General features: G+C 42.8%; 21 protein-coding genes. All 21 read left to right on the top strand.

The window, feature by feature from the left end; genetic code table 11:
- Nucleotides 1-164 precede the first annotated feature (164 nt).
- The 21 genes from QUB51_RS12955 to QUB51_RS12855 all read left to right on the top strand — a co-directional run bounded on the left by QUB51_RS12955 (nt 165) and on the right by QUB51_RS12855 (nt 24,589).
- Nucleotides 165-1,712: a PfkB family carbohydrate kinase gene (locus QUB51_RS12955; protein ID WP_333261687.1), complete on the top strand. Its 1,548-nt coding sequence runs from the start codon at nt 165-167 to the stop codon at nt 1,710-1,712.
- A gap of 2 nt (nt 1,713-1,714) precedes the next feature.
- Entirely contained in the window at nt 1,715-2,344 is a 630-nt protein-coding gene (locus tag QUB51_RS12950) for an HAD family hydrolase (RefSeq protein WP_333261684.1), read from the top strand.
- Nucleotides 2,345-2,465: 121 nt separating this feature from the next.
- Nucleotides 2,466-3,455, top strand: a complete 990-nt coding sequence (locus QUB51_RS12945; RefSeq protein ID WP_333261681.1) for an SDR family oxidoreductase — start codon at nt 2,466-2,468, stop codon at nt 3,453-3,455.
- Nucleotides 3,456-3,457: 2 nt separating this feature from the next.
- A complete protein-coding gene (locus QUB51_RS12940) occupies nt 3,458-4,273 on the top strand; it encodes a transketolase (protein ID WP_333261677.1) in 816 nt (271 codons plus the stop codon).
- Nucleotides 4,270-5,217 carry a transketolase C-terminal domain-containing protein gene (locus QUB51_RS12935; protein ID WP_333261674.1) on the top strand — a complete coding sequence of 316 codons (948 nt, stop codon included), beginning with the start codon at nt 4,270-4,272 and terminating at the stop codon, nt 5,215-5,217. Before QUB51_RS12940 ends, QUB51_RS12935 begins: the two co-directional genes overlap by 4 nt.
- 19 nt (nt 5,218-5,236) lie before the next feature.
- Entirely contained in the window at nt 5,237-6,043 is an 807-nt protein-coding gene (locus QUB51_RS12930) for a sporadic carbohydrate cluster 2OG-Fe(II) oxygenase (RefSeq protein WP_333261669.1), read from the top strand.
- A complete protein-coding gene (locus QUB51_RS12925) occupies nt 6,036-6,515 on the top strand; it encodes an LIC12192 family sporadic carbohydrate cluster protein (RefSeq protein WP_333261666.1) in 480 nt (159 codons plus the stop codon). Before QUB51_RS12930 ends, QUB51_RS12925 begins: the two co-directional genes overlap by 8 nt.
- A gap of 3 nt (nt 6,516-6,518) precedes the next feature.
- Complete coding sequence (locus tag QUB51_RS12920) at nt 6,519-7,121, top strand: hypothetical protein (protein WP_333261663.1); 603 nt, start codon at nt 6,519-6,521, stop codon at nt 7,119-7,121.
- Nucleotides 7,118-8,176, top strand: coding sequence for an aminoglycoside phosphotransferase family protein (locus QUB51_RS12915; protein ID WP_333261660.1), 1,059 nt, complete (start codon nt 7,118-7,120; stop codon nt 8,174-8,176). Before QUB51_RS12920 ends, QUB51_RS12915 begins: the two co-directional genes overlap by 4 nt.
- Entirely contained in the window at nt 8,177-8,839 is a 663-nt protein-coding gene (locus tag QUB51_RS12910) for a class I SAM-dependent methyltransferase (RefSeq protein ID WP_333261657.1), read from the top strand.
- Nucleotides 8,840-8,896: 57 nt separating this feature from the next.
- Complete coding sequence (locus QUB51_RS12905; RefSeq protein WP_333261654.1) at nt 8,897-9,892, top strand: GDP-mannose 4,6-dehydratase; 996 nt, start codon at nt 8,897-8,899, stop codon at nt 9,890-9,892.
- Between the two features lie 51 nt (nt 9,893-9,943).
- Entirely contained in the window at nt 9,944-12,673 is a 2,730-nt protein-coding gene (locus QUB51_RS12900) for a tetratricopeptide repeat protein (protein WP_333261651.1), read from the top strand.
- Nucleotides 12,674-12,684: 11 nt separating this feature from the next.
- Nucleotides 12,685-17,028, top strand: coding sequence for a TIGR04372 family glycosyltransferase (locus QUB51_RS12895; protein WP_333261648.1), 4,344 nt, complete (start codon nt 12,685-12,687; stop codon nt 17,026-17,028).
- Nucleotides 17,018-17,902: an SDR family oxidoreductase gene (locus QUB51_RS12890; protein WP_333261645.1), complete on the top strand. Its 885-nt coding sequence runs from the start codon at nt 17,018-17,020 to the stop codon at nt 17,900-17,902. Before QUB51_RS12895 ends, QUB51_RS12890 begins: the two co-directional genes overlap by 11 nt.
- Nucleotides 17,899-18,648, top strand: coding sequence for a TylF/MycF/NovP-related O-methyltransferase (locus QUB51_RS12885; protein WP_333261641.1), 750 nt, complete (start codon nt 17,899-17,901; stop codon nt 18,646-18,648). Before QUB51_RS12890 ends, QUB51_RS12885 begins: the two co-directional genes overlap by 4 nt.
- 66 nt (nt 18,649-18,714) lie before the next feature.
- Nucleotides 18,715-19,821: an FAD-dependent oxidoreductase gene (locus QUB51_RS12880; protein ID WP_333261638.1), complete on the top strand. Its 1,107-nt coding sequence runs from the start codon at nt 18,715-18,717 to the stop codon at nt 19,819-19,821.
- Complete coding sequence (locus tag QUB51_RS12875) at nt 19,790-20,941, top strand: hypothetical protein (protein ID WP_333261635.1); 1,152 nt, start codon at nt 19,790-19,792, stop codon at nt 20,939-20,941. The genes QUB51_RS12880 and QUB51_RS12875 overlap by 32 nt, the downstream gene beginning before the upstream one ends.
- 14 nt (nt 20,942-20,955) lie before the next feature.
- On the top strand, nt 20,956-22,038 hold the full coding sequence (locus tag QUB51_RS12870) for a radical SAM/SPASM domain-containing protein (RefSeq protein ID WP_333261632.1): 1,083 nt from the start codon (nt 20,956-20,958) through the stop codon (nt 22,036-22,038).
- A gap of 8 nt (nt 22,039-22,046) precedes the next feature.
- Nucleotides 22,047-23,042 carry an FkbM family methyltransferase gene (locus QUB51_RS12865; protein WP_333261628.1) on the top strand — a complete coding sequence of 332 codons (996 nt, stop codon included), beginning with the start codon at nt 22,047-22,049 and terminating at the stop codon, nt 23,040-23,042.
- A gap of 61 nt (nt 23,043-23,103) precedes the next feature.
- On the top strand, nt 23,104-24,099 hold the full coding sequence (locus QUB51_RS12860; protein ID WP_333261624.1) for an SDR family oxidoreductase: 996 nt from the start codon (nt 23,104-23,106) through the stop codon (nt 24,097-24,099).
- A gap of 4 nt (nt 24,100-24,103) precedes the next feature.
- Entirely contained in the window at nt 24,104-24,589 is a 486-nt protein-coding gene (locus QUB51_RS12855) for an NUDIX domain-containing protein (protein WP_333261621.1), read from the top strand.

Genomic DNA, 24,589 nt, shown 5'->3' with positions numbered 1-24,589 from the left:
ATCTGCTCCGGTTTGGGTGAAAAAAGTCCGTTCATCTTTTTTAACGCAAGTTTGTAGATGCGCCATCGCGAACATCACCTGGTATAGTTACAAAAATGGGGATTCTCCCGTGTTGTATACTGGCAAGCCCGTCAGAGTTGGAAATTACACCATTTAGTTCAAAGATGCTGACAAAGAACACAGAAAAATATCTTGATTTTGAAACTTGTAAAGAGGTACTTGCTAAGGTTCGAGAGCAGAACCGTAAGATAGTGCTCTGTCATGGGGTGTTTGACCTGCTTCACCCCGGTCACATTGCCCACTTGCAAGAAGCTAAAGCTTTGGGAGAGGTATTGGTAGTTTCAATTACTGCAGCTCATTACGTCAACCGAGGCCCTGGCAGACCAGTTTTTTCCGACGATTTGCGACTTTATTCGATTGCTTCTTTAGCTTGCGTAGACTACGTGCTATTGGCTCCTGTGGCTACAGCTTTAGATGTACTCGATCGAGTTCAGCCAAATTTTTACTGCAAAGGTCACGAATATGCTGACCACAGTCAAGATGTTACTAAAAATATTGACCGGGAAGCCGATCGAGTCAAAGCTTACGGCGGAGAAATTCGCTATACAGGCGAGATTGTTTTTAGCTCAACAAAGCTGCTCAATAACTATACCGATGTGTTGCCACCGCATATCAAAAGCTATGCTATCCAATTAAGCCAGCAATACCCTTTTGAGGCAATTCGCAAGGGCGTTGATGCGATGCAAAAGCTCAAAGTCTTAGTGTTGGGCGATGTCATTATTGATGAATTTGTTCACTGTACAGTGCAGGGTTTGACTTCAAAAGGCAGAGTTATTTCGACTCGCTTTTTGAAAAAAGAGCAGCATTTAGGAGGTTCTTTGGCTATTGCCCGCCACATTGCGAGTTTTGTAGACTCTGTAACTGTGGCTGGTGTTGTAGGGAATGAGCCAGACATTCACAGCTTAATTTTGAATAACATAAATGGCAGTATTAGGCTAGATTTACAATATGAAAATGGTGCCGCCACCGTTACCAAACGCCGTTACATTGAGCGGCAGGGAATGAGGGATAATTACACCAAGCTGTTTTCTATTAATGAGCTGCAAGAAGAAGGACCAGATCCCAATCAGCGGCAAAATTTATTAGATCGTTTGCGAAAAACGATTCGGGATTATGACATGGTGGTGGTTGCAGATTACGGACATGGCTTGCTGGATTCTGAACTCATGGATGTGGTTCAAAATGAAGCTCCTTTTTTGGCGCTGAACTGCCAAACAAATAGTGCAAATTACGGCTATAACTTAATTACTAAGTACCGTCGAGCTGATGTTTTTTGCTTGGATGAACAAGAACTGCGTTTAGCTTTTTCTAGCCGTTACGGAGACCACAATTATCTGCTTAAAGGTTTGTTCAAACATCTAGATGCTCAGCAAGGATGGCTCACTCTAGGTTCTGCGGGAGCGTTGGGAATCAATGCTAAAGGAGAAGAAGATTTGAGTCCAGCAATGACGTTGGCGGTCAAGGATACAATTGGGGCGGGCGATGCGTTTTTTGCTCTGGCTAGCTTGAGTGCGAAGTTGGAATTACCGATCGCAGTTGGTTCGCTGCTGGGGAATTTGGCTGGGGCGATTTCAGCGAATACTCTTGGCAATGCTGAACCAGTAGAAAAAGCTCGGTTGTTGAAATTTGCTACTACAGTGTTAAAGGTATAGAGATGCCATCTTTAAGCAAGCCTCAAGCAATTTTGTGCGATCGCGATGGCACTCTAATTCAAGATAGCCATTTCCTCAGCCACCCCGACCAAATTGAGTGGATTCCGGGAGTGCTCGAAGCGCTAAAATTCCTGAATACTCAGGACATCTCAGTATTGGTGCTGACTAATCAATCGGGAGTAGCTAGGGGTTATTTCCCAGTGGAGGCAGTGGAGGCAGTTAACGATCAAATGCGACGGGATGCTGAAGTGGCTTCAGGGGCGATCGCCGATTTTTATTACTGTCCCCATCACCCGAAAGGTCAAGTTATCCAGTATAGTTACGTTTGTGAGTGTCGCAAGCCGTCGCATGGGTTATTTCTCCAAGCGATCGCCGACCACTGTTTAGACCCGACGCGGTGCTGGGCGATCGGGGATAGACTCAGGGATTTAGAGCCTGGTTTGCAGTTAGGGATGAAAGCCTTTCTGGTTAAAACTGGCTATGGAATACAGGAACAGCAAGATTTGTCTAAATCTCCGTTTTACGCTCAAATAACGGTAATTTCGTCAATGGCAGAAATTAGTGATTTTATCCAAAAAAGGAAGAATTTTACGCTGTCAAAAATGTTAAATGTAACACCTTTAGTGGGATGATTAATATATTAGACATGGGTAAAAATAAAGTTTAGGGAAGGCAAGACGCCTACCCCATAACAGTTTTTATAGAGGTCTATTAACCCAAGTCAAAATAATTGAGAAATGTAGGGTGAATCAAATGCAACAAGTTTTAGTCACAGGTGGAGCCGGTTATGTGGGGGCTGTTCTAGTTCCTAAACTACTTCAAGCGGGATATCGAGTTAAGGTTGTTGATTTGTACATTTATGGAGCAGATGTTCTATCCGCAGTCAAAGACCATCCGGGGTTAGAAGAGATTAAGGGAGATATTCGCGATCGCCCACTGCTAGAAAAAATTCTACCCGGATGTGATGCTGTTATCCATTTAGCTTGTATTTCCAACGATCCCAGTTTTGAATTAGATCCCGCCCTCGGTAAGTCGATTAACTACGATGCTTTTGTTGACTTAGTAGATGTTGCCAAAGATAGCGGTGTCAAGCGGTTTATCTATGCTTCTTCTTCAAGCGTGTACGGCATTAAAGAAACCGAAAATGTTAACGAAGAACTCCCATTGCAACCGTTAACTGATTATTCCAAGTATAAAGCAATGTGCGAGGATGTGTTGCTGGCCAAGCGGGAACCGGGGTTTGTTACCTTAATTCTGCGGCCGGCGACGGTGTGCGGTTACTCACCCAGACTGAGGCTGGATTTAACAGTAAATATCCTCACTAACCACGCGGTTAATAATGGTAAGATTACCGTGTTTGGTGGCGAACAAAAGCGACCAAATATTCACATCGAGGATATGACAGACCTTTATATCAAGTCGCTCCAGTTGCCTGATGAGGCGATCGACGGCAAGATTTTCAATGCGGGTTATGAAAATCATACGGTGATGCAAATTGCTCAAATGGTGCGAAATGTGGTAGGTAAACAGGTAGAGATTGTCAGCACGCCGACCAATGACAACCGCTCTTATCACATTTCATCGGAGAAGATTAAGAAGGAACTTGGGTTTGTGCCACAGCATACGATTGAAGATGCTGTGCAGGATTTGGTGAAGGCGTTTAAGGCTAATTTGATTCCTAATCCGATGACAGATAGCCTTTATTACAATATTAAGACGATGCAAGGATTGAGTTTAAAATAAAGATGAATATTCCAGAGCTTGAAGCCACTGCCCGAAAAATTCGGGGCAAAATTGTAGAACTGTCCCACAAAGCTCGCACTGCCCATTTAGGTTCTTCCCTATCCTGTGCTGATATTCTAGTAGCAGCTTACTGGGGAAGTTTGAAAATAGATCCCAAGGATGCAGAAAATCCAGATCGCGATCGCTTTATTCTCAGTAAAGGACACGCAGCAACAACGCTTTACGCCACCCTCGCAGAAGCCGGATTTTTCCCGCAAGATTTACTCGATAGCTATGCCCAAGAGGGTAGCAACTTGCCAGAACACCCTAGCGTGAAATGCGTGCCTGGGGTAGAAGTAGCAACGGGTTCTCTGGGACACGGATTGTCCGTAGGCATAGGAATGGCACTGGCCAGTCGCATTCAGAAACGTTCTTACCGCGTTTTCGTCACCATGAGCGATGGCGAATGCAATGAAGGTTCTGTTTGGGAAGCAGCGATGTTTGCTCCTGCTCAAAAACTAGATAATTTAGTTGCCATCATTGATTACAATAAGTGGCAAGCTACGGGCCGCAGCAACGAAGTTATGGCTCTTCATCCTTTAAAACAAAAATGGGAAGCTTTCGGATGGAGTACCTATGAATTAGACGGTCACGACATGAAAGCATTGGTCGATACCTTGCGTAACGTGCCAGATGGTAGCGGGAAACCCGTTGCTATTGTTGCCCATACTGTGAAAGGAAAAGGCGTTTCTTTTATGGAAGATGACAACAATTGGCATTACCGCGTTCCCACTGCTGAAGAAGTTGAAAAAGCTAAAGTGGAACTCCAACTTGTATGAGAAATGAATTTGCGGCGGAACTGAGCGAAATCGCGGCGGAAGACGATCGGGTTGTCTTGTTATCTGGCGATATTGGCAATCGGCTTTTTGATAAATATAAAGCTCGCTTTCCCGAACGGTTTTATAACTGTGGAGTTGCCGAAGCGAACATGATGAGCGTGGCGGCTGGTATGGCAATGTGCGGACTTCGACCCATTACTTACACGATTACGCCGTTTACAACTACTCGCTGTTTTGAACAAATTAGGGTTGATGTTTGTTATCACAATGTTCCAGTGATTGTTGTGGGAGTTGGCGCGGGTTTGTCCTATGCCGGGAACGGGGCAACTCATCATTCTTGTGAAGATATTGCTTTACTGCGAATGCTGCCAAACATGACTGTGATCTGTGCGGGTGACGCTTGGGAAGTACGCGCGGCTATGCGAGCTTGTTTGCAACAGAATGGCCCAGCTTATATTCGCATGGGCAAGAAAGGTGAGCCGCTTGTTCATCAGGGGATGCCTGATTTTGAAATTGGCAAAGGAATCGTGATGCGGCCCGGAAGTGACGTTTGCTTGCTGAGTACCGGCAATATGCTGCCGAATGTGTTACAAGCCGCAGATGAGCTCTTCAAACAGGGAGTTTCCGCCCAAGTTGTAAGCTTCCACACGGTTAAGCCTTTAGATGAGGAATTGTTATCGCAGGCGTTCTCACAGTTTGGTGTGGTGGCAACTATTGAAGAACACAGTATCATGGGCGGACTCGGAGGGGCTGTGGCTGAGTGGTTGAGCGATCGCGACCATCAAAAAGCTCGCCTGCTGCGAATCGGTGTTGCTGACAAGTTCTTGCACGCAGCGGGAGAACAAGAGTATGCCCGCGAATATTTTGGCCTCACTCCAGAAGCGATCGCACACAAAACCTTCCAGATGTATCGGGCGATCGTGCCTCAGCAGGTGAAACCATAAAAACAAAGGATCGAAAGATATGGACTTCTTGGCAAAAATAGAAACAGACTTAAGTGCTGCTTTCATTCAAAATGGCTATATAATAGATTCCTGCGAAAATCTATCTGCCCTGGAGCGAATCCGAAACAAAACAGTAGATTTAGCAACTAATTTTTTGGGAGTGCCATATCCGACAGATCCTGGAGTATTTTTAGATGAAATTGCCTCTCTAGTACCAGTCAAAAAACTCAACTCTTTCCGCCTTCATATCATATCAGGTTTAATGGCAGAATCTTGGTTTCGGGAAGCATATTTCTCCTGCGCTCGTTCCCTCGTAGAAACCATTGTAGGCAACGAACTGGTGATGCAGCGCAATATAGGTTTAAGCATTCAACTTCCCGGCGACAACAGTTCTTTATTACCACTGCATTCTGATAGTTGGGGTTCGGAATGTTCGCCATTTGAAGTAGTATTGTGGATTCCCTTAGTAGATTGCTATCGCACAAAGAGTATGTTTATTTTACCACCTGATGTTGATGCTAAATGGCGGGAAAGAGTACAGGAATTTGCCGGGGCAGGAACAGAAAGTCTTTATCAGGCGATCGAGCCTGAACTTGAATGGTTAGAAGTTCCCTACGGTAAGGTACTTCTATTTACTCCTACGATCGTCCACGGCAATCGAATTAACCAAGAATCTACAACTAGATGGTCTATGAATATTCGATTTAAAGGTTTATTTACACCTTACTCTGATAAACGTCTGGGGGAATATTTCGCCCCGATCGCCGTGCGTGCCGCCTCTAAAATAGGGATGAAATTTACAATGCCTGGGGGGTTTGATGAGTGAAGAATTGAGTCAAAAATTAGGGTATCGCGGTTACATTACTAGCCGTCCAGTCAGGGGAGTGAATTACCCGCACCGCGTGCAAAACTTGGTGGTTCGCGACTACGCAACACGGCATAATTTAGATTATAAACTCAGTGCAACTGAATATGCGATGCCCGGATGTTATATGATGTTGTACGATGTTTTGGCAGAATTGCCACAACTAGAGGGTATTATACTATTTAGCCTGTTTATGTTGCCCCAGAAAACTAAGTCGCGATTGGAAATATACGATCGCATTTTAGATGCTGGATGCGAGTTACACGCAGGTTTGGAAGAAATGGTACTGCAAGATCGCAGCGATATCGAAAATTTTGAAACAATGATGCAGGTTGTTTTAACTTTACCTCATACACCAATGGGCGGTTATTATCAAAAGTCAGAAGACCCAAAACTAAACAACTTTTTTCAACAAGCTATGAGTGTGGAGTGAGTAATGTTAATTGGAGTTGATTTTGACAACACGATCGTCTGTTATGACGGCTTGTTCCACCGAGTGGCCCTCGAACAAGGCTTAATTCCCCCAGAAGTTCCTGTCAGTAAAGGTCAAGTGCGGGATTATTTGCGCCAGTGCGGGAAGGAAGATGCTTGGACTCAAATGCAGGGTTACGTTTATGGCGATCGCATGAAAGAAGCTGACCCGTTTCCGGGCGTACTGGAATTTTTTACCCGTTGCGTTCGGGATCGAGTCAATGTCTGCATTGTCAGCCACAAGACGCGCTACCCTTATCTGGGTCCCAAATACGATTTGCACGAAGCTGCACAGGGATGGTTGAAAAGTCAAGGGTTTTACGATCGCGATCGCATTGGTTTGTCCTTAGACCAAGTGTTCTTTGAATTTACTAAGCAGGAAAAGCTAGAACGGATTGCCAAGCAGCAGTGTACTCATTTTATTGATGACTTGCCGGAATTTTTGGGAGAGTCAGGGTTTCCGGTAGGAGTCCAACGCATCCTCTTTGACCCCCAAAATCACCATCTCACCGGACATCCCTTTCGTCACGCTTCCTCTTGGTCGGAAATAGAGGCTTTGATTTTATGATGACTGAAGTTGTTTCCCTGAGTTTAGAAGACCTTCAGCAAGCGGCCGGTGATTTAGTATCTGCCGCGGGGTGGGTTGGGGAGGTGGAACTTCATCCTCTGACAGGTGGCGGGAATAACCGAGTTTTCCGCGTGGATGCAAAGGGTTCAAGCTTTTTGTTGAAGGTTTATTTTCAACATCCAGGCGATCGCAGAGACCGCTTGGGTACTGAATTTGCATTTTCGCAGTTTGCTTGGGACAATGGGGTGCGGGCTTTACCTCAACCGTTGGCGTGCGATCGCCAAAAAGGTTTAGGTTTATATGAGTTTGTCCGCGGACGGCGACTAGAACCGCAGGAAGTTACTGCTGAAACGGTTGAGCAAGCACTTAATTTCTATCGGCAAATAAACTGTTATAAGCAACTGACTGAGGCTCAAAATCTACCCAAGGCATCGGAAACTTGTTTTACCCTTGAGGAACATCTGCAATGCGTGGAACGTCGTCTTGTCAGGTTGCAAACAGTCGAAGCATCTTCCGAGAGCGATCGCTCTGCTGTTGAATTTATCCACAACGAGTTGTTTGAATTGTGGAAACGAGTGCGATCGCGGGTAATCGAACAAGCGAATCAGTGGAGTCTACAGTTAGAAGCAGAAATCGCACTTTTAGATCGGTGTTTGTCTCCATCGGATTTTGGGTTTCACAACGCTATTTTGAGCGATTCCGGGCAATTGCGCTTTCTCGATTTTGAGTATGCAGGGTGGGACGATCCGGGTAAAATGGTTTCTGACTTTTTTTGCCAACCGGCGGTTCCTGTTTCTCTAGATTACTACTCCAAGTTTGTTGAAGCGGTTGTTTCTGAGTTGTCAGAACCCGAACAACACCGACAGCGGATGGCGATTTTATTGCCTGTTTATCGAGTCAAGTGGTGTTGTATTCTGCTTAATGACTTTTTGCCAGTCGGTAGCCAAAGGCGAAGTTTTGCTGGGCAAGTTGCCGATCGGGAAGTACACAAAGCTGTACAATTGCAAAAGGCGCGTCGCGCTCTCCAATACCTGAAGGAAAACAGGGAATTTTAAATGGCTTATATTGACTTCCTCTCAGCAGTTCACAAAAAAACTCAGCGCGATTATTTGGGGCGCGTGAATGAATTCCCGAAGGCTGAGGCGGCTAAGCTTGCTAAAAAATTTGATTATGATTATTGGGACGGCGATCGCAAAGTTGGCTACGGCGGTTATAAATATGATGGTCGCTGGCGGGCTGTTGCAGATGCGATCGCTCAACACTATAATTTAAAACCGGGCGATCGGATTTTAGATGTCGGGTGTGGCAAAGCGTTTTTACTGTACGACTTCACGCAAGCTGTACCGGGAGTCGAAGTAACCGGTATCGATATTTCCGAATACGGGATTGCTCACGCTAAGGAAGAAGTGCGCCCGTTTTTGAAAGCGTGCAGCGCGACAGAACTTCCGTTTGCAGACAACAGCTTTGATTTAGTGATTTCTATAAATACTTTACACAATTTGTATTGTTTTGAGCTAGACAGAGCTCTGCGGGAAATAGAGCGGGTCAGCAAGGGGAACAAATATATTGTGGTAGAGTCTTATAGGAACGAATCCGAAAAAGCTAATCTACTATATTGGCAGCTTACGTGCGAAAGTTTCTATACCCCCCAAGAGTGGGATTGGTGGTTTAAGCATTGCGGCTATAGTGGCGATCACTCTTTTATCTACTTTGAGTAGATTTGAAAATTACATTGTAAAACGGCAAAAATATAAATACAATTATAAGGGGGAGACATGAATCAACGTAAAATAGCTGTTTTGGGGAGCAATTCTTTTTCGGGAAGCGATTTCGTTGACTTACTTCTGGAAGACGACCAAAACGAAGTTATAGGTATAAGTCGTTCTCCAGAGAAAGGGCCACTTTTTCTCCCCTATCTGCGTCATACAAACCCTCGGTTTCAGTTTCATCAACTGGATTTTAACCGAGATATGGCAAAGATTTTGCAGGCGATTGACGATTTTTCACCGGAATATATTGTCAATTTTGCTGCTCAAAGTGAGGTGGCTCCTAGTTGGACAAATCCTGACCACTGGTTCCAAACGAATACAGTAGCATTGGCTCAACTAATTAATCACTTGAAAGACAAAAAATACCTGGGTCGCTATGTTCACATTTCTTCTCCAGAAGTGTATGGAACTTGTGAAGGGAATGTGCTAGAATCGGCGCCGATGAATCCTTCGACACCCTACGCCGCCTCTAAAGCTGCTGCGGATTTACTTTTATCCACTTACTATAAAAATTTTCAGTTTCCTTTGGTTACAGTTCGTGCTACCAATGTGTATGGAGCTTACCAGCAGCTATTCAAAATTATTCCGCGATCGGCAATTTACCTGAAGCTGGGTAAAACGATTCAGTTGCACGGCGGCGGGCACGCTGTCAAGTCTTATATCCATATTCGCGATGTTTCTAGGGGAGAATTAGCGGTGATGGAAAAAGGGCAGGTGGGGGAAATTTATCATGTGTCGCCCGATAGGGGGTATGCTGTGCGGGAAGTAGTGCAAACTATTTGCGAAGCGATGAACCGCTCGTTTGCTGAGTCAACGGAGACTGTTGCCGAACGATTAGGACAGGATGCTGCCTATGTGATAGATTCAACCAAGGCTCGTACTGAACTGGGATGGAAGTCAGAGATTTCTTTAAAGGATGGAATTGCGGGTGTGATAAAATGGGTGGACGAATTTTGGGATGAGATTGAAAAGCAGTCTTTAGAATATATTCATAAACCTTAGTATCAAATCACGGTACGATTAACAACGGTTCAGGAAAGCCGGAGACAAGCAATGACTGTAAGCTATTTTGACGCGGCAAACAAACTAAAGCAGGAAGGGAGATTGGAAGAGGCGATCGCGTCTTATCGCTCTGCTATTGAGGAAAACCCCAATTTTTATTGGTCTTACCCAAATTTGGGAGATGTTTTGCTTAAGGTTTCTCGATGGGAAGAAGCAGTCAATGCTTACAGTCGGGCGATCGAACTTAACCCGAGTTCGTCGGCTTGGATCTATTACAATCAAGGGGAAGCTCTAACTAAATTGGGGCGGTTGGATGAGGCGATCGTTTGTTATCAAAGGGCGATCGAGCTTGCTCCTGATGAAGTTGAGATTCAGTATAGTTTGGGAGAGGTGTTGAGGCAGAGAACTCAGCGAGATTTGGCTCTGGCGATCGGGATGTATCAGCGGGCGATCGAGTTAAATCCTGAGTCGGTGGCAGCTTATCAGAACTTACTGCAACTTCAACCTGATAACTGGGAAGTTTTGTGGAAGTTAGGTGAGGTTTTACTTAAAGTTGGGCAAAGAGAAGAAGCAATCGCCACATATCAGCGTGTGATTGAATTAAATCCAGGTGCGATCGTTGCTTACAAAAGTCTGGTGCAACTTCAACCGGATAATTGGGAACTGTGGTGGAAGTTAGGTGAGGTTTTACTTAAAGTTGGGCAAAGAGAAGAAGCAATCGCCACATATCAGCGTGTGATTGAATTAAATCCAGGTGCGATTGTTGCTTACAAAAGTCTGGTGCAACTTCAACCGGATAATTGGGAACTGTGGTGGAAGTTAGGAAATATTTTGGCGGAGCGGGAAGGGGAGCAAGAAGAAGCAATACTAGCCTACAAACAGAGCATTCAGCTAAATGCCGAAGCTCTACAAGCTTACCAAAGCTTGTTAAAAATTCAACCGGATAATTGGGAAGCTTGGTGGCAGTTAGGCAATCTCCATGCTAAGCAGGGACAACAGGAGTCTGCTAAATTTGCTTACCAGAATGTCCTTCAAATAAATCCCGAATTTGTACAGGTTTACCAAAGCTTTCTCGAACTTCAGCCGGATAATTGGGAAATGTGGTGGAAATTAGGAAATATTTTGGCGGAGCAAGCAGGACAGCAAGAAGAAGCAATACTAGCCTACAAACAGAGCATTCAGCTAAATGCCGAAGCTCTACAAGCTTACCAAAGCTTGTTAAAAATTCAACCGGATAATTGGGAAGCTTGGTGGCAGTTAGGCAATCTCCATGCTAAGCAGGGACAACAGGAGTCTGCTAAATTTGCTTACCAGAACGTCCTTAAAAGAAATCCCGAATTTGTACAGGTTTACCAAAGCTTTCTCGAGTTTCAGCCGGATAATTGGGAACTGTGGTGGAAGTTAGGAAATATTTTGGCTAAGAAGGAAGGACAGCAAGAAGAAGCAATACTAGCCTACCAGCAAGCGATCAAGTCAAACAATAATTCAGCGGAAGTCTACCAAAGCTTGCTACTACTTCAACCGGATAACTGGGAAAGTTGGTGGAATCTAGCAAACATTTTAAGCGAAAAAAAGCAATGGTTGGAAGCTATAGAGGCTTATCATCGCGTAATTATATTTAAGCCGGATTTTTATCAGTCTTACAAGCGTTTAGGGGAAATTTTGACAAAGCAGGGTCAAATTTTAGAGGCTATTCAAATTTACCAACAAGCAATAAGTATTAATCCTAGTTGGGCAGAGGTTTACTACAACTTGGGAAATCTCTTCATACAGCATGGAGAATCTGAGAAGGCAATTCAAAGTTACGAAAAAGCTTTAGAAATTAAACCCGATTGGGTGGAAGTGCTGTCTCACCTATCAGAGGAACTCCGACGTAAGGGATATCTGGATAAAGCAGTTAGTTGTTGTGAGCGGTTTGTTGAAATTAGCCCTAATTCTGAGGCGGCTTATTTTCAACTGGGTAATGCGTTATTAGTAAATGGAAAGCAAAATGAGGCATTCCGCAGTTATTATAAATCCAATAAAATTAAATTTTCTACAATTAAATCTCAAGGTAAAAAACCAGGTATCATGCTAATTACAGTACCTAAATCAGGGAGTGTTTACATTTACGTTTCTCTCAGTTCTGGGTTGGATATACGTTTCATTAGAGTGTCTTCTAGTACCTTTCCTGAAGATGTTATTAATACTGAGCATTTAGATGAATTAGGTTCAGGAATGACAATTTCTCACGAGCATTTTCCGGCGAGCGAAGTAAATTTGTTTTTTCTTAGTCAAACATTGGATCGATTAATAGTTAACGTTCGAGAACCGCGTCAAGCTTTGCTGTCATTCGTACACCACATGATAAGGTTAAAAGATTTGTATCCGAATTGGCTTTCAAGAACTCCATCTCTTTACTCAGAAGATTATTTTTCTTTATCAATGGCAGATCAAATAAGTTGGCAAATTGAAAAAGGTTTTATGCCTCAGTCAATAAAGTGGATAGAGGGATGGTTAGATGCTGAAGAAAATTCATCATTTTATCCAAAAATACTCTTTACAACCTATGAAGAGTTGGCAGCAAATCAAGATGCCTTTTTTGAAAAAATATTAAATTTTTATGAAATAGAAAGGTCAAATTTTAAATTTCCTAATCCACCCGAGTTCAAACCTGGAACTCATTACAGGAAGGGAAGTATAGATGAATGGCGACAAGTTTTTTCTCCTGAACAAACTGAGAAAGCTTTCCAAATGATTCCCAAGCGATTAATAGACAGATTTGGGTGGTCAGAAAGGTAACGGAAAATATCTTGTTATTTGAAGAAATTAAAGTAGGGTTTCAAATGAACAATAATCTATTACAAAAAGCTAACAAATTCAAACAAGAAGGCAAAATAGAAGAAGCTATCGATAGTTATCGCATAGCTATAGAGCATAACCCAAATTTTTATTGGAGCCATCACAACTTAGGGGAAGCTTTAGCATCTATGTGTCTTTGGGATGAAGCAGTAGCTTCCTATAAGAGGGCGATAGAACTTAACCCTAATTCTGCCCATTCTTACTACAAATTGGGCGAATGTTTAGCCCAAATAGGTCAAATGAAAGAAGTGATTGCTTCCTACAGTCGCGCCATTGAATTAAATCCAAATCTTTATGCTTTTTACAATAAGCTGGGAGAAACATTTCACCAGTTGGCAATTGAAACAACTCCCGAATATTTTCCGGAATGCTTATTGTTATATCAACAGCTAGAAGCTCTCTTACCTAAATCTTCTTACACTTATGTTTCTCTCACTCAAATTTATGCCATCAAGGATGAGGAATTTTTACAAGGAACAGGCAAACTCAACGACGAAGATTTCTTGGAAAAAGCCTATGACAGCTATCTGAGACGCGAACCAGATGAGGCTGGTAAAGCTCACTACTTACAGTCCTTACGCGAAGGTTTGACTCGTCAGGAAATTGTGACGGCATTCCGGCAATCACCGGAATTTACGTCATTGCTAGTCTTTTTAATCACCTCAGTTTACCTGCAAGAAGCGATCGCAGCCTACCGCCGTACAATTGAACTCAATCCCAGCTTTCAGCAAGCCCATAAGAGTTTGGGAGAAGCACTGACTCGGTGGGGGAAAGCACTGGCACAGCGAGGTCAGTTAGATGAAGCCATTGACAGCTATCAGCAAGCTGTTAGTATTTGCCATCACAATCTCGCAGAGGTTCATTACAACAAAGGAAGTGCCCTTTTACAACAAGGTCACTGGGATGAAGCTATTGAGAGTTACCAAGAGGCGATCGCGCTTCAACCTGACTGGGTAGATGCACACCTCGCTTTAGGAAATGCCTGGTTAAATCAGAAGCAGCTAGCAAAAGCAATTGACAGCTACAAAAGGGCGATCGAACTTCGACCTGAATCGGTAGAGGCACATAATAGCTTGGGAAATGCCTGGTCAAATCAAAATCAGCTAGCAGAAGCAATTGACAGCTACAAAAGGGCGATCGCGCTTCAACCGGAGGCTGCATACGCATACTTTGCCGTTGCACTAGCATTAGGCAAACAGGACAAGCTACAGGAAGCAATAGAAAACTACAAAAAAGCGATCGAACTTCAACCAAATTGGATATGGCCTTATTACCATTTGGGTACTGTACTAGACGAACTTAATCTTCAAGATGAAGCTATTGCTTGCTGGGAAAAGATGATCTCCCTTGACCCAAACAATCTAGATATATACCAATCTCTTGCGTTTCATTGTTATAAACAGGGGAAGCAAGATGAATGGATAAAGTGGATTAAAATATCTTCTCAGGTACAAACTGAGTTGGCTAAAAAAGAGCAATTAGATAAGTTGGGAATCCGGTTTTTAAAACACGACTGGACAACCGCGATAGGTCACACAGCTCTCCTAGATTACTATATTAAATTAGGCCTTCTTGGCTGGCGCTTGCCCCACCGCATAATTGTCTTGGCAACTCCACAACAACTCGCTAACTCTTCTTATTTTAACTACTGGCGCTCTCACATCGAAGTTGTTTCTGATAAAGACAAAATCAACAGTTTCTCTCATAAAGCTAGATTATTGGAAGATAAACCTACGGGCTTGACAATTCTCTCTAATGGAGAAATGCTTTCTTATGGGGAGATCGCCACAGCCGTACAAAAACAATGGGAAACAGAGGGTAAGCCTCCATTGCTTGCTCTGTCAGACTCAGACCATGAAGAGGGCTGGCATTGTTTAGAGTCATTAGGAGTTCCTAAAGGTGCTTGGTTTGTTAGCCTCCACGTCCGAACAGATGGTTTTCACGGCCACGAAACTTCATCTTTATTACAAGTCCGCAGTGCAAATATTGATACCTATTTACTAGCAATTGAGTCCATTGTAGCACAGGGGGGCTGGGTAATTCGCATGGGTGACTCAACTATGAAGCCATTACCACCTATGTCACAGGTAATTGACTATGTACACACCGATCAAAAAAGTGATAGGATGGATGTTTTTTTATGCGCTGCCTGTCGTTTCTTTATAGGTACAAGTTCAGGACTGAGTTTTGTTCCTCCAACCTTTGGAGTTCCCTGCGTTCTGACCAACTGGGCTCCAATGGGAGTTACTTCTTTCTACAGTCAAGATATTTTTATTCCCAAACTATACTGGTCTGAACTAGAGCAGCGATATCTGACTTTTAAGGAGTTTATGTCTGCTCCTGTGAGCGGTCTTTATCACATTGAAAAATTGAATCGCTTAGGTATTCATGCATTAGATAACACTCCTGATGAAATTAGACAAGTAGTTTTAGAAATATTGCAACGCTGCGATGGAGAGCTAACATATTCAGAAGAAGATGAGTTATTGCAGGAGCAATTTAGAAGAGTATCGAGGAATAGTACAAGCTATGGTAATAGCCGTATAGGTCGTGATTTTTTACAAAAATATGCTGATCTGTTGCCATCTAGAAATGATGGGAAAGATGACAGAAAATTCTCTAGGAATATTTTTATTTTCGACAAAGGCTTAGGGCAAGTAAACGAAAAAACTGAAGATTTTGCAGTTAAGGGACTTCCGGTAAGGTATAAACAAGTACCTACTATTGATGAAGCATCCTTGAATTTGGATAGTACAGAGAAGCTTAGTAAAGTTGCATCAGCACTGACTAGAAATCACCAGCAACCGATAGTAATTGATACAAAACTAGGGGAGGCAAATTACTACTTAGGAAATACACTGAAACAACAGGGGCGGCTATCTGAGGCAAAAGAGAGTTATCAAAAGGCGATTACTCTTCATCCAAACCTAGCAGAAGCATACTACGAATTGGGAAATATACTGGCAGAACAGGGGCAGCTTATTGAAGCACTTGAAAGGCATAAAACAGCCATTACTCTTAGCCCAGAATTAGTACGGACTGACTCTCAACTTCTAGAGCTAGTTTATAAATTACAGTATCAGGGCGAGGAACTTGCAGCAAAAGGAAAGTTTGAGGAAGGATTTAGTCAAGTGTACAGGGCGCTAGCCTTTCAAATGCAACTCGCTGAAGCCAAACAATTGACAAAACTAGGAATTCGATTTATCCAATTTGATTGGGCTGGAAGTATAGGTCATATAGCTTTAATAGATATATATTTAAAAATGGAAAAATTGGGATGGCGGCCTGCTACCCGTACAATTATGTTGGCTACTCCTCAGCAGGTGATTAATCCATGTTATCTAAGTTATTGGAACCGCTACATCACGCTCATCTCTGAGCCTTTAACAGTTGAAAGTCTATCCCCATTAGCAAGACAACTGCGAGAACACACCGGTTTTTATTGCTGCAAAGGGGAATGGATGTATCATGGTCAGGCAGGAGGATTAGTCCAAAAACAATGGGAACTCGAAAACCGTCCTCCTTTGCTCAGCTTATCTGCTTCCGACTATGAACGAGGATGGCACTGTTTACAAAAATTAGGCGTACCAAAAGATGCCTGGTTTGTGAGTTTGCACGTTAGAGAAATTAGAGAAAAGGGCTATGCCCCAACTCGCACAGCAGATATTAACGCATACTTGCCCGCAATCAACTCCATTGTAGAGCATGGTGGTTGGGTTATACGGATAGGCGATCCCAATATGCCACCTCTGCAACCAATGGAGAGAGTGATTGACTACGCTCACAGTGAGGTAAAAAGTGACTGGATGGATGTCTTTCTTTTATCCCAGAATCGTTTCTTTTTGGGAATGCCTTCTGGCCCCTATTTCGTTGCTTCGACTTTTGGGGTTAACTGTGTTCTGACTAATTGGAGCCAGCTAATTTTTAGACCTTGGTATGGTAAGAGTATCTTTATCCCGAAGTTGTTCTGGTACGAAGATGAAAAACGTTATCTAACCTTTGCAGAGGTAATTAGTCAGGTAGGATACATTGACCAGACCACCATTCTTAAGTCAATGCGTATCAATCCAGTAGATAACACCCCTGAAGAAATTAAAGAAATAGTGGTGGAAATGCTTGAGCGTGTAGATGGTCAAATAAAGTACACAACGAAAGATGAAAATCTGCAACATCAATTCAACCAAATAGCGGAGCTTCATAAAAGTTATGGTGCGGGGAGAGTGGGACGTGATTTCTTACAAAGAAATGCCCACCTCCTTAACATAAAAGGAGGGAATCAAATTGATGAAAAATAAATTAATAATTATTGGTAAAAATAGCTATATCGGTGGATACCTTACTAAATACATGGAGACTAATAGTAATGATGTTATATCACTGTCTTCTAAAAATTGTAATTTTTTAGAGGAAGGTTCTGTAGAAAGGTTTTTTAATAATCTGAGCAACAAATTTTATTATAGTATTATATTTTTAGCCACTATCAACCGTTTAGTTGACAATTCCTTGAGTTCTTATATGCAAAATCTCACACTTGCAAAAAATTTAATTAAGGCTTGTAAACTTGCCAATATCCAATCTCTTATTTACTTCAGTTCGGTTGATGTTTATGGTAGAGAACCACAACTACCAATCACTGAAAAATCCCAAATACAGCCAGACACATGGTATGGTTTAGCTAAATATTCATCTGAATGGATGCTAACGTCTTCAGGAGAAATCCCATGCCCAGTCACAATTCTGCGAATTCCAGGTATTTATGGCTCAGATCCCAATGACAGAAGCGTTATTAATAAAATAGCATCATCTATTAAAACTGAACAGCGAGTTTATATAAAAGGTAGTGGCAAAAGTCTTCGTGATTATGTTTACCTGGAAGACTTGTCTAAATTGATAAAATTATTAATCCCTTTGAAATACAACGGCATAATTAATGTAGCAACGGGACATAGCTGTGCAATAATAAAAATTGCTAATTTAGTTGGTATGATCGCCCAGATAGAGTTTGAAACAGTTTACGAATCAGCAGAAGCAGAAAGAGAATTTGACTTAATGTTCGATACTCAGAAGCTGACCAGCCTCGTACCGAATTTTCGTTTCACTCCTCTAGAGGAGGGAATACGCTCTTACTTTCAAGAATCTACCCAACATTCAACAGGAGAATTAAAATGAAGAGAATTTACGAAGACACTCGCATCCAACCCATACTTCAAGAACCCTGGGTAAAGCTGGCTAATGGCTCTGACTTAGAAAATTGGAGCCGTCAGGACGAAATTGCTTACAATCAAGCCAACCGTCAAACTCAAAAGCTAGCTTTTTTTATGCAAGCTTTTGATTTTTTGACAGACAACAAAATTGAAGGCGACTATCACGAATACGGCTGCCATCGGGTCAGAACTTTTAGAATGGCTTTAACAGAAGCCCGCAGACACAACTTAGAATCAATGAATTTTTTGGCCTTCGACAGTTTCGAGGGACTCCCAGAAGTCGAATCGCAGCCCAGTCACCAAGTTTGGCAACAAGGCGCTCTCAAGACAGCCGAAGCAGAATTTTGGCATTTAATCAAAGAACATGACATTTATGTAGACCGCTGTCAAACCATCAAAGGATTTTATAAAGACAGCCTCAATAAAAAGCTACAACAAAGCTTTTTATCACAGTCTCATAAAATTGCTTTAGCTTGTATAGACTGTGATTTATACGAGTCTGCTGTTCCAGTTTTTGAGTTCATTGAACCCTTGTTGCAAGAAGGTAGCTTGTTGTATATTGATGACTTATTTACTGGTTACAAGGGTTCCCCCGCTAAGGGAGTTGCCAAAGCTTTCACAAAGTTTCAGAAAAAAAGTCGATTTAGTTTTGCTCCCCACATTCAAGTAGGATGGTGGGGTAGGTCTTTCATAGCTTATTTGGAAGATTGACCATTAAAGCTACAGACGAATTACCTGGCGTAGAAACATAAAAAAATAGTCAAATAAGAGGACAAAATGGTTAAAACAGCAACAATTATTGGCGGTGGTTTTGCGGGTTGTACTTGGGCACATATACTAGCTAATAAAGGATGGCAAGTTACATTAATTGAATCTACATCCCGGATAGGTGGTGGATGTCAAACCTTATATTATGGAGGGCATCCTTACACTTTCGGCCCGCGCCACTTGTTCACATCCCAGGAATCTGTATTCAACTTTTTACACGAACGAGTGCCGCAACGACGGCTCAATCATTACCTGTTGACCTATGTGGAAGGGGACGGTCAATTTTACTCTTACCCACTTCATGCCGATGACATCCCCCTGATGCCAGACAAAGAGAAAATTGACCAAGAGTTGCGGGAGAGACCAGATCCCAGCACCGCCCGCAACTTTGAGGAATATTGGATTTACTCAGTTGGTGCAACACTGTATGACAAATTTGTTAAAAACTACTCCAAAAAAATGTGGCAGATCGAGTCTAATACGGCACTGACTGACTTCAAATTTGATGGCAAAGGCGTAAAGTTGCGGACAGGCACGAAAGAAGTTCGCCCGGAATTCTTCATCTCTTATCCCATATCCTTGCGCGCTTGGGACGACTACTTTGACATCTGTGTAAATACTCCAGGGGTAACAGTTTGGATGAATTGCCAGATTGAAGCTTTTGACGTACAAAAAGCAGCCGTAAAAGTTAAGGGGGACTGGATTAAGTCAGATGTGTTGGTAAGTTCTCTTTCGCCAGATATTCTGTTTGATTTCGAGTATGGTGAGCTGGAGTATATTGGGCGCGACTTTATTAAACTGGTGCTGCCAGTTGAACAAGTCATCCCTGACCCCACTTTTTTCTTGCACTATGCCAACGATGAAGTTTTTACTCGCGTGGTTGAATACAAGAAACTCACGGGCTATAAATCGGATACTACTCTGTTAGGAATAGAAATCCCTTCCTTTAGCAACAAACTTTACCCCTATCCGATTAAAGAACAGCAGGAACTTGCCGATCGCTATCGTAAAGAAATGCCAGAAAACGTTTTTTCCGTGGGTAGGATGGGGAATTACCGCTATTACGATATTGGCATGATTGTTGATGAAGCATTGCGCTTTAGCGCAGATTTGTAAATATTTTGTAGACTCTTACCTAGATGGATATTTATTAAGTATGGATTCCTTGAGTGTTGAGCAATATGATTCGGCAGAACAAGAGGCAATCTCTGAATTACCCAATGTAGTTATCGAAGCGTTCCAGCCAGTAGCTTTTCACCAGGTAGGCTACCCAACGCGGATTCGTCGTGAATCTGAGTTGGTTAAGTACATAGAAGTCTTGCATTATAATAGGTTTGAGAAGGATTACTCCACTCTTCTGGAAGGTCTAACAGAAAAAGAGTTTAGCTTGTTGCGACACCTAACCAGCTTAGTATCTGTATTCAGTGAATCTCAGTTTGGACGAAAGGTTCTTGCTAGGTCAAGCCTGTTAAGGATGATAAATATTCTTCGTCACATCAAGTATATTTGGGGCGACGCGCGCCCAAGAGTATTCGAGATTGGGCCTGGTAATGGCTACTTGGGTGCTATGCTGATGCTAGAAGGCTATCCTTATGCAGCTACGGATATATCTCAAGCTTTCTATCTCTACCAAAATCACCTATGGAATTTTATTTCTAACAGTATTAACAATAATTTGGTTGAAGCAGTGTACCCTCAAAAAGAACAGCTATTCGATAATTTATTGTTGCCAGGGAATGTTATACACATTCCTTGGTGGGAGTATGTAAGATTAAAAGATCAAAAATTGCCATATTTTGATATTGTAACCTGTAATCATGCCTTGTGTGAAATGCAGTACCGTAGCTTGCGATTCAACTTAATTATTGCGAAAAGAATGCTTAGAGAAGAATACTTATCAGAATCGCTTTTATTTAAAGCTTTTCCGAAAGCATTTGTATTTGAAGGTTCAGGTGCTCAATTGATTCATAAGTTGACAAATGTTATTAATCTTTTTTTAAGTTTGGGCTATGTCATGTTATATAATGATGAATTTATAACTATCCTAGTTAAGGGGGACAATGAATGTTTATCTAATTCTGTTTATCAAAAAATAGTTGAAGGTAGACAGCACCATCAAGACTCAACAAAAGTGAACATTGATGATGTTAATAGTTTTTACACGGAATTAATAGGTAGTGAAGAGCACCTAAGTCCCGATGAACTTTTTTTTAAATTTGTCCAAGGCACAGAATAAATAAGGCTCAATTCATGGATAGACTTAACACACTGCCCCGACCGTATCGTGACCAAGAGTTGTACAAAGCAAACCTAGAATCTGGATTTAACCATTATCCAGAACGTCACACCAATTATCTTAAGTATCAGTCTGCTCAAAGAGGCGAGATACTAGACTATCTACCCGTCATGCTCGATATCGAAAATGTCAGTCGCTGCAACTACCACTGTACAATGTGTCAAGTCAGCGATTGGGAAGGTTACAAACGAGCCGATGATATGTCTTTTGAGGACTACAAAGCTCTCATTGATAGTCAATATGGATTGATTGAAATCAAATTGCAAGGAATGGGCGAACCCCTGCTGGGCAAATGCTACTTTGAAATGATTGAGTATGCCAGAGCCAAACATATTTGGGTAAGGTCAACAACTAATGCTTCTATCCTGCATTTCCAAGACAATTATAAGCGACTAATAGATACAGATATCTGTGAATTACAGGTTTCTGTTGATGGAACCACCAAGGAGACTTACGAAAAAATACGCCGAGGGGGTCGTTTTGAAAAAGTTGTAGAAAATTGCCGCCTGCTGAATGAATACGGCCGCGATACTAACCGCAAGCGCACTCGAATGTGGACAGTAATTCAGCAAGATAATTTTTCTGAATTGGAACAGTTTCCCGCCTTAGCTGCTGACTTAGGTTTTGAACGTTTAACCCTGTCCCTTGACGTGAATGATTGGGGACAAGATCAGTGGCGAGAGGTTAACGACAAAGTTGATGTTCACAGACAGTTTGATTTGTCAATGGCAGAACGCTTGATTGCTCTTGGCAAAGAACACAACGTCGAAGTTACATTCTGGTTCATCGACCAAAAATACGATATAACCGACCCCAAAAAACTCTGCCCCTGGCCGTTCGATCGCCTTTATATCTCCTCAGATATGAAAATAGTTCCTTGCTGTATGGTTGCCAACCCTGAAGTTTGCGAACTCGGGGATGCACGCAAGTTAACCCAGGAGTGGAATAGCGAACAAATGATTGACTTTAGACGCTCTCATTTACAGGGAAATATCCCGAAGATATGTAAAGCTTGCTACAATAGCTGTTCAAATTAGGTGTTTTTATGAAACCGAATCAAAGCACGACAATAGTGGTTGATGTGGGTGGTCGTTATGGGATGCACCCGTCTTGGTCAGCCTTTGCAGGAGAATTACTTTACCTCACCTTTGAACCCGATGCGGAAGAAGCAGAACGCCTGAGACAGCGTAATTCTAGACCGGGTTTTGAAGTGGTGGAGCTGGCGCTAGCCAAAGCAGAAGGAGAAAGAGATTTTTATCTTACTAAACACAGGGGATATTGCTCTTTTTATCCGCCAAATCTTGATTCGGAATGGTTCAAACGATACAGACCAGGTGAAGGAGAAATAGAATCTGTCATTCGTGTTAAAACTTCATCTCTCGATAGTTTGACAAGCGATCGCAAAATAGATATTGACTTTCTAAAGATAGATACAGAAGGTTCTGAATTAGAAATTTTAGAGGGAGCAAAAAGGCAGATTTCATCTAACGTACTTGGGATGCGGGTAGAAGTTTTATTTGACGAAATATACAAGCATGTTCCTCTGTTTCCTGAAATTTTCAATCACCTACAAGCACGGGATTTCTTTTTACTAAATCTTGATTACTTCGGTCGGGGAGTTCCTCGCCATGCTTTGTTTCGCAATCCCAATCCCTTAGTACCCGATAACGATCGTTACGGAGCTTTGATCGGTACAGATGGTGTGTGGCTGAGGAAGTACGATTGGGTTTGCGATCGCTACAAAGGGGAAAGCTTAGAATTTGCCACCCTCAAATATGCTTACTTTTGTATGTTGAACAACGCACCCGATGTGGCACTCGATACCTTGATGAGCTTTGTGGCTACTAACAACTTCAGTCCCTCAACTGTTGCATCTAAAATTTACTGTTCCTTGAGGCGAATCTGTGCAGAATATTTGGGACGATATCGGGTTAATCCAGAAGACGTCCAGTGGGAAATGGCTTGCTCAATGCTCGATAAAATCTTTGGTTTGGAACTGGAAGCGGGGAACAAGTATTGGGAATTGATCCAAAGCTTGTAAAAAATAGGTTGATTGCATAATTCAACAAAGTAAAATATGTCAAGATTTACGGAGAAAGCCATTGACTAATTCTAAACACTGCTTGGTAACAGGTGCCGCCGGCTTTATCGGCAGCCACCTGTGCGATCGCCTCCTGTCCCTCGGCCACAGTGTCACCGGTCTCGATAGCCTGATAGTAGGTCGCCTCGCCAACCTAGAACAAGCCAAAACTCATAACAAATTTACCTTCATCGAGCAAGACGCAGCCACCATCATCCCCTCCACCCTAGAAGGAATTGACTGGGTATTTCATCTAGCAGGGCTGGCAGACTTAGTACCGTCGATCGAAAACCCCAGCCAATACTACCACTCCAACGTTCAAGGCACTTTTAGCCTGCTAGACGCTTGCCGCCACGCTCAAATCCAGCGCTTCGTCTACACCGCATCCTCCACCTGCTACGGCATCCCAGACCAATATCCCACACCTGAAACCTATCCCTGTTCTCCCGAACACCCCTACGGTTTGACTAAGTATTTAGGCGAGCAAATGGTTATGCACTGGGCAAAAGTGTACAAACTCCCCGCTATCTCCCTGCGGCTGTTTAACGTCTATGGGCCGCGTTCCAGAACAACAGGAGCCTACGGTGCCGTCTTCGGCGTCTTTTTAGCTCAAAAATTAGCAGGTAAACCCTTCACCCTTGTCGGAGATGGCACTCAAACCAGAGACTTCACCTTCGTCAGCGATGTCGTAGAAGCCTTTGTCACCGCGGCAGCATCGGATGTAACGGGTGAAATTATCAACATTGGCTCCGGCAATCCTCAAAGTGTCCTCACCCTCGTGGAACTATTAGGCGGCCCCATCGTCCACATCCCAAAACGCCCCGGAGAGCCAGACTGCACTTGGGGAGACATCACCAAAGCTAAAACTCTCTTGGGGTGGGAGCCAAAAGTTCCTTTCCCCGAAGGAGTGTCTCAGATGTTGGCAAACATCAGCCTGTGGCAAGAAGCACCAGTCTGGACGCCTGATTCCATTCAGGAAGCCACAAAAGCATGGTTTGAGTATTTGGGAAAAACCTAAATTTATGCTTCAAAACACCGCCGATAGAGTTAATCTTCTAGTTGCAAAAGCATTCCTTTACCAAGGATCTCGCCTGTTACTGCAACTGCGAGACAATATACCTGAAATCATAGCCCCCAATCATTGGGGACTGTTCGGCGGTACTGTTGATGAAGGGGAAACTCCAGCCCAAGCTATGAAGCGAGAAATCGAAGAAGAACTTTGCTGGATACCGCCCGAACCCAAATACCTGCTGACATGGGAAGCACCCGATCGACCTTCCACCACTTATATTTTTAGTATTCCCTTGACAGTACCGACTAGCCAACTAACCTTAACAGAGGGGCAAGCCTTCCAACTATTTACATTTGAGGAATTGACTCAAGTGCTGTTAGTCCCTAAAATTCCTCGCATGCTGCCGCAAGTTGTGGAGGCGATCGCCTCTGATGAACTTTCCGCAGCTTGGCAAGAATTCAGGACTAAAAATTTAACATGGGGCATTTCTCATTAA

Origin of the sequence: Microcoleus sp. AT8-A3 (assembly GCF_036705675.1) — a bacterium.
GTDB lineage: Bacteria > Cyanobacteriota > Cyanobacteriia > Cyanobacteriales > Microcoleaceae > Microcoleus.
This window is presented reverse-complemented; position numbering and strand designations above follow the sequence as displayed.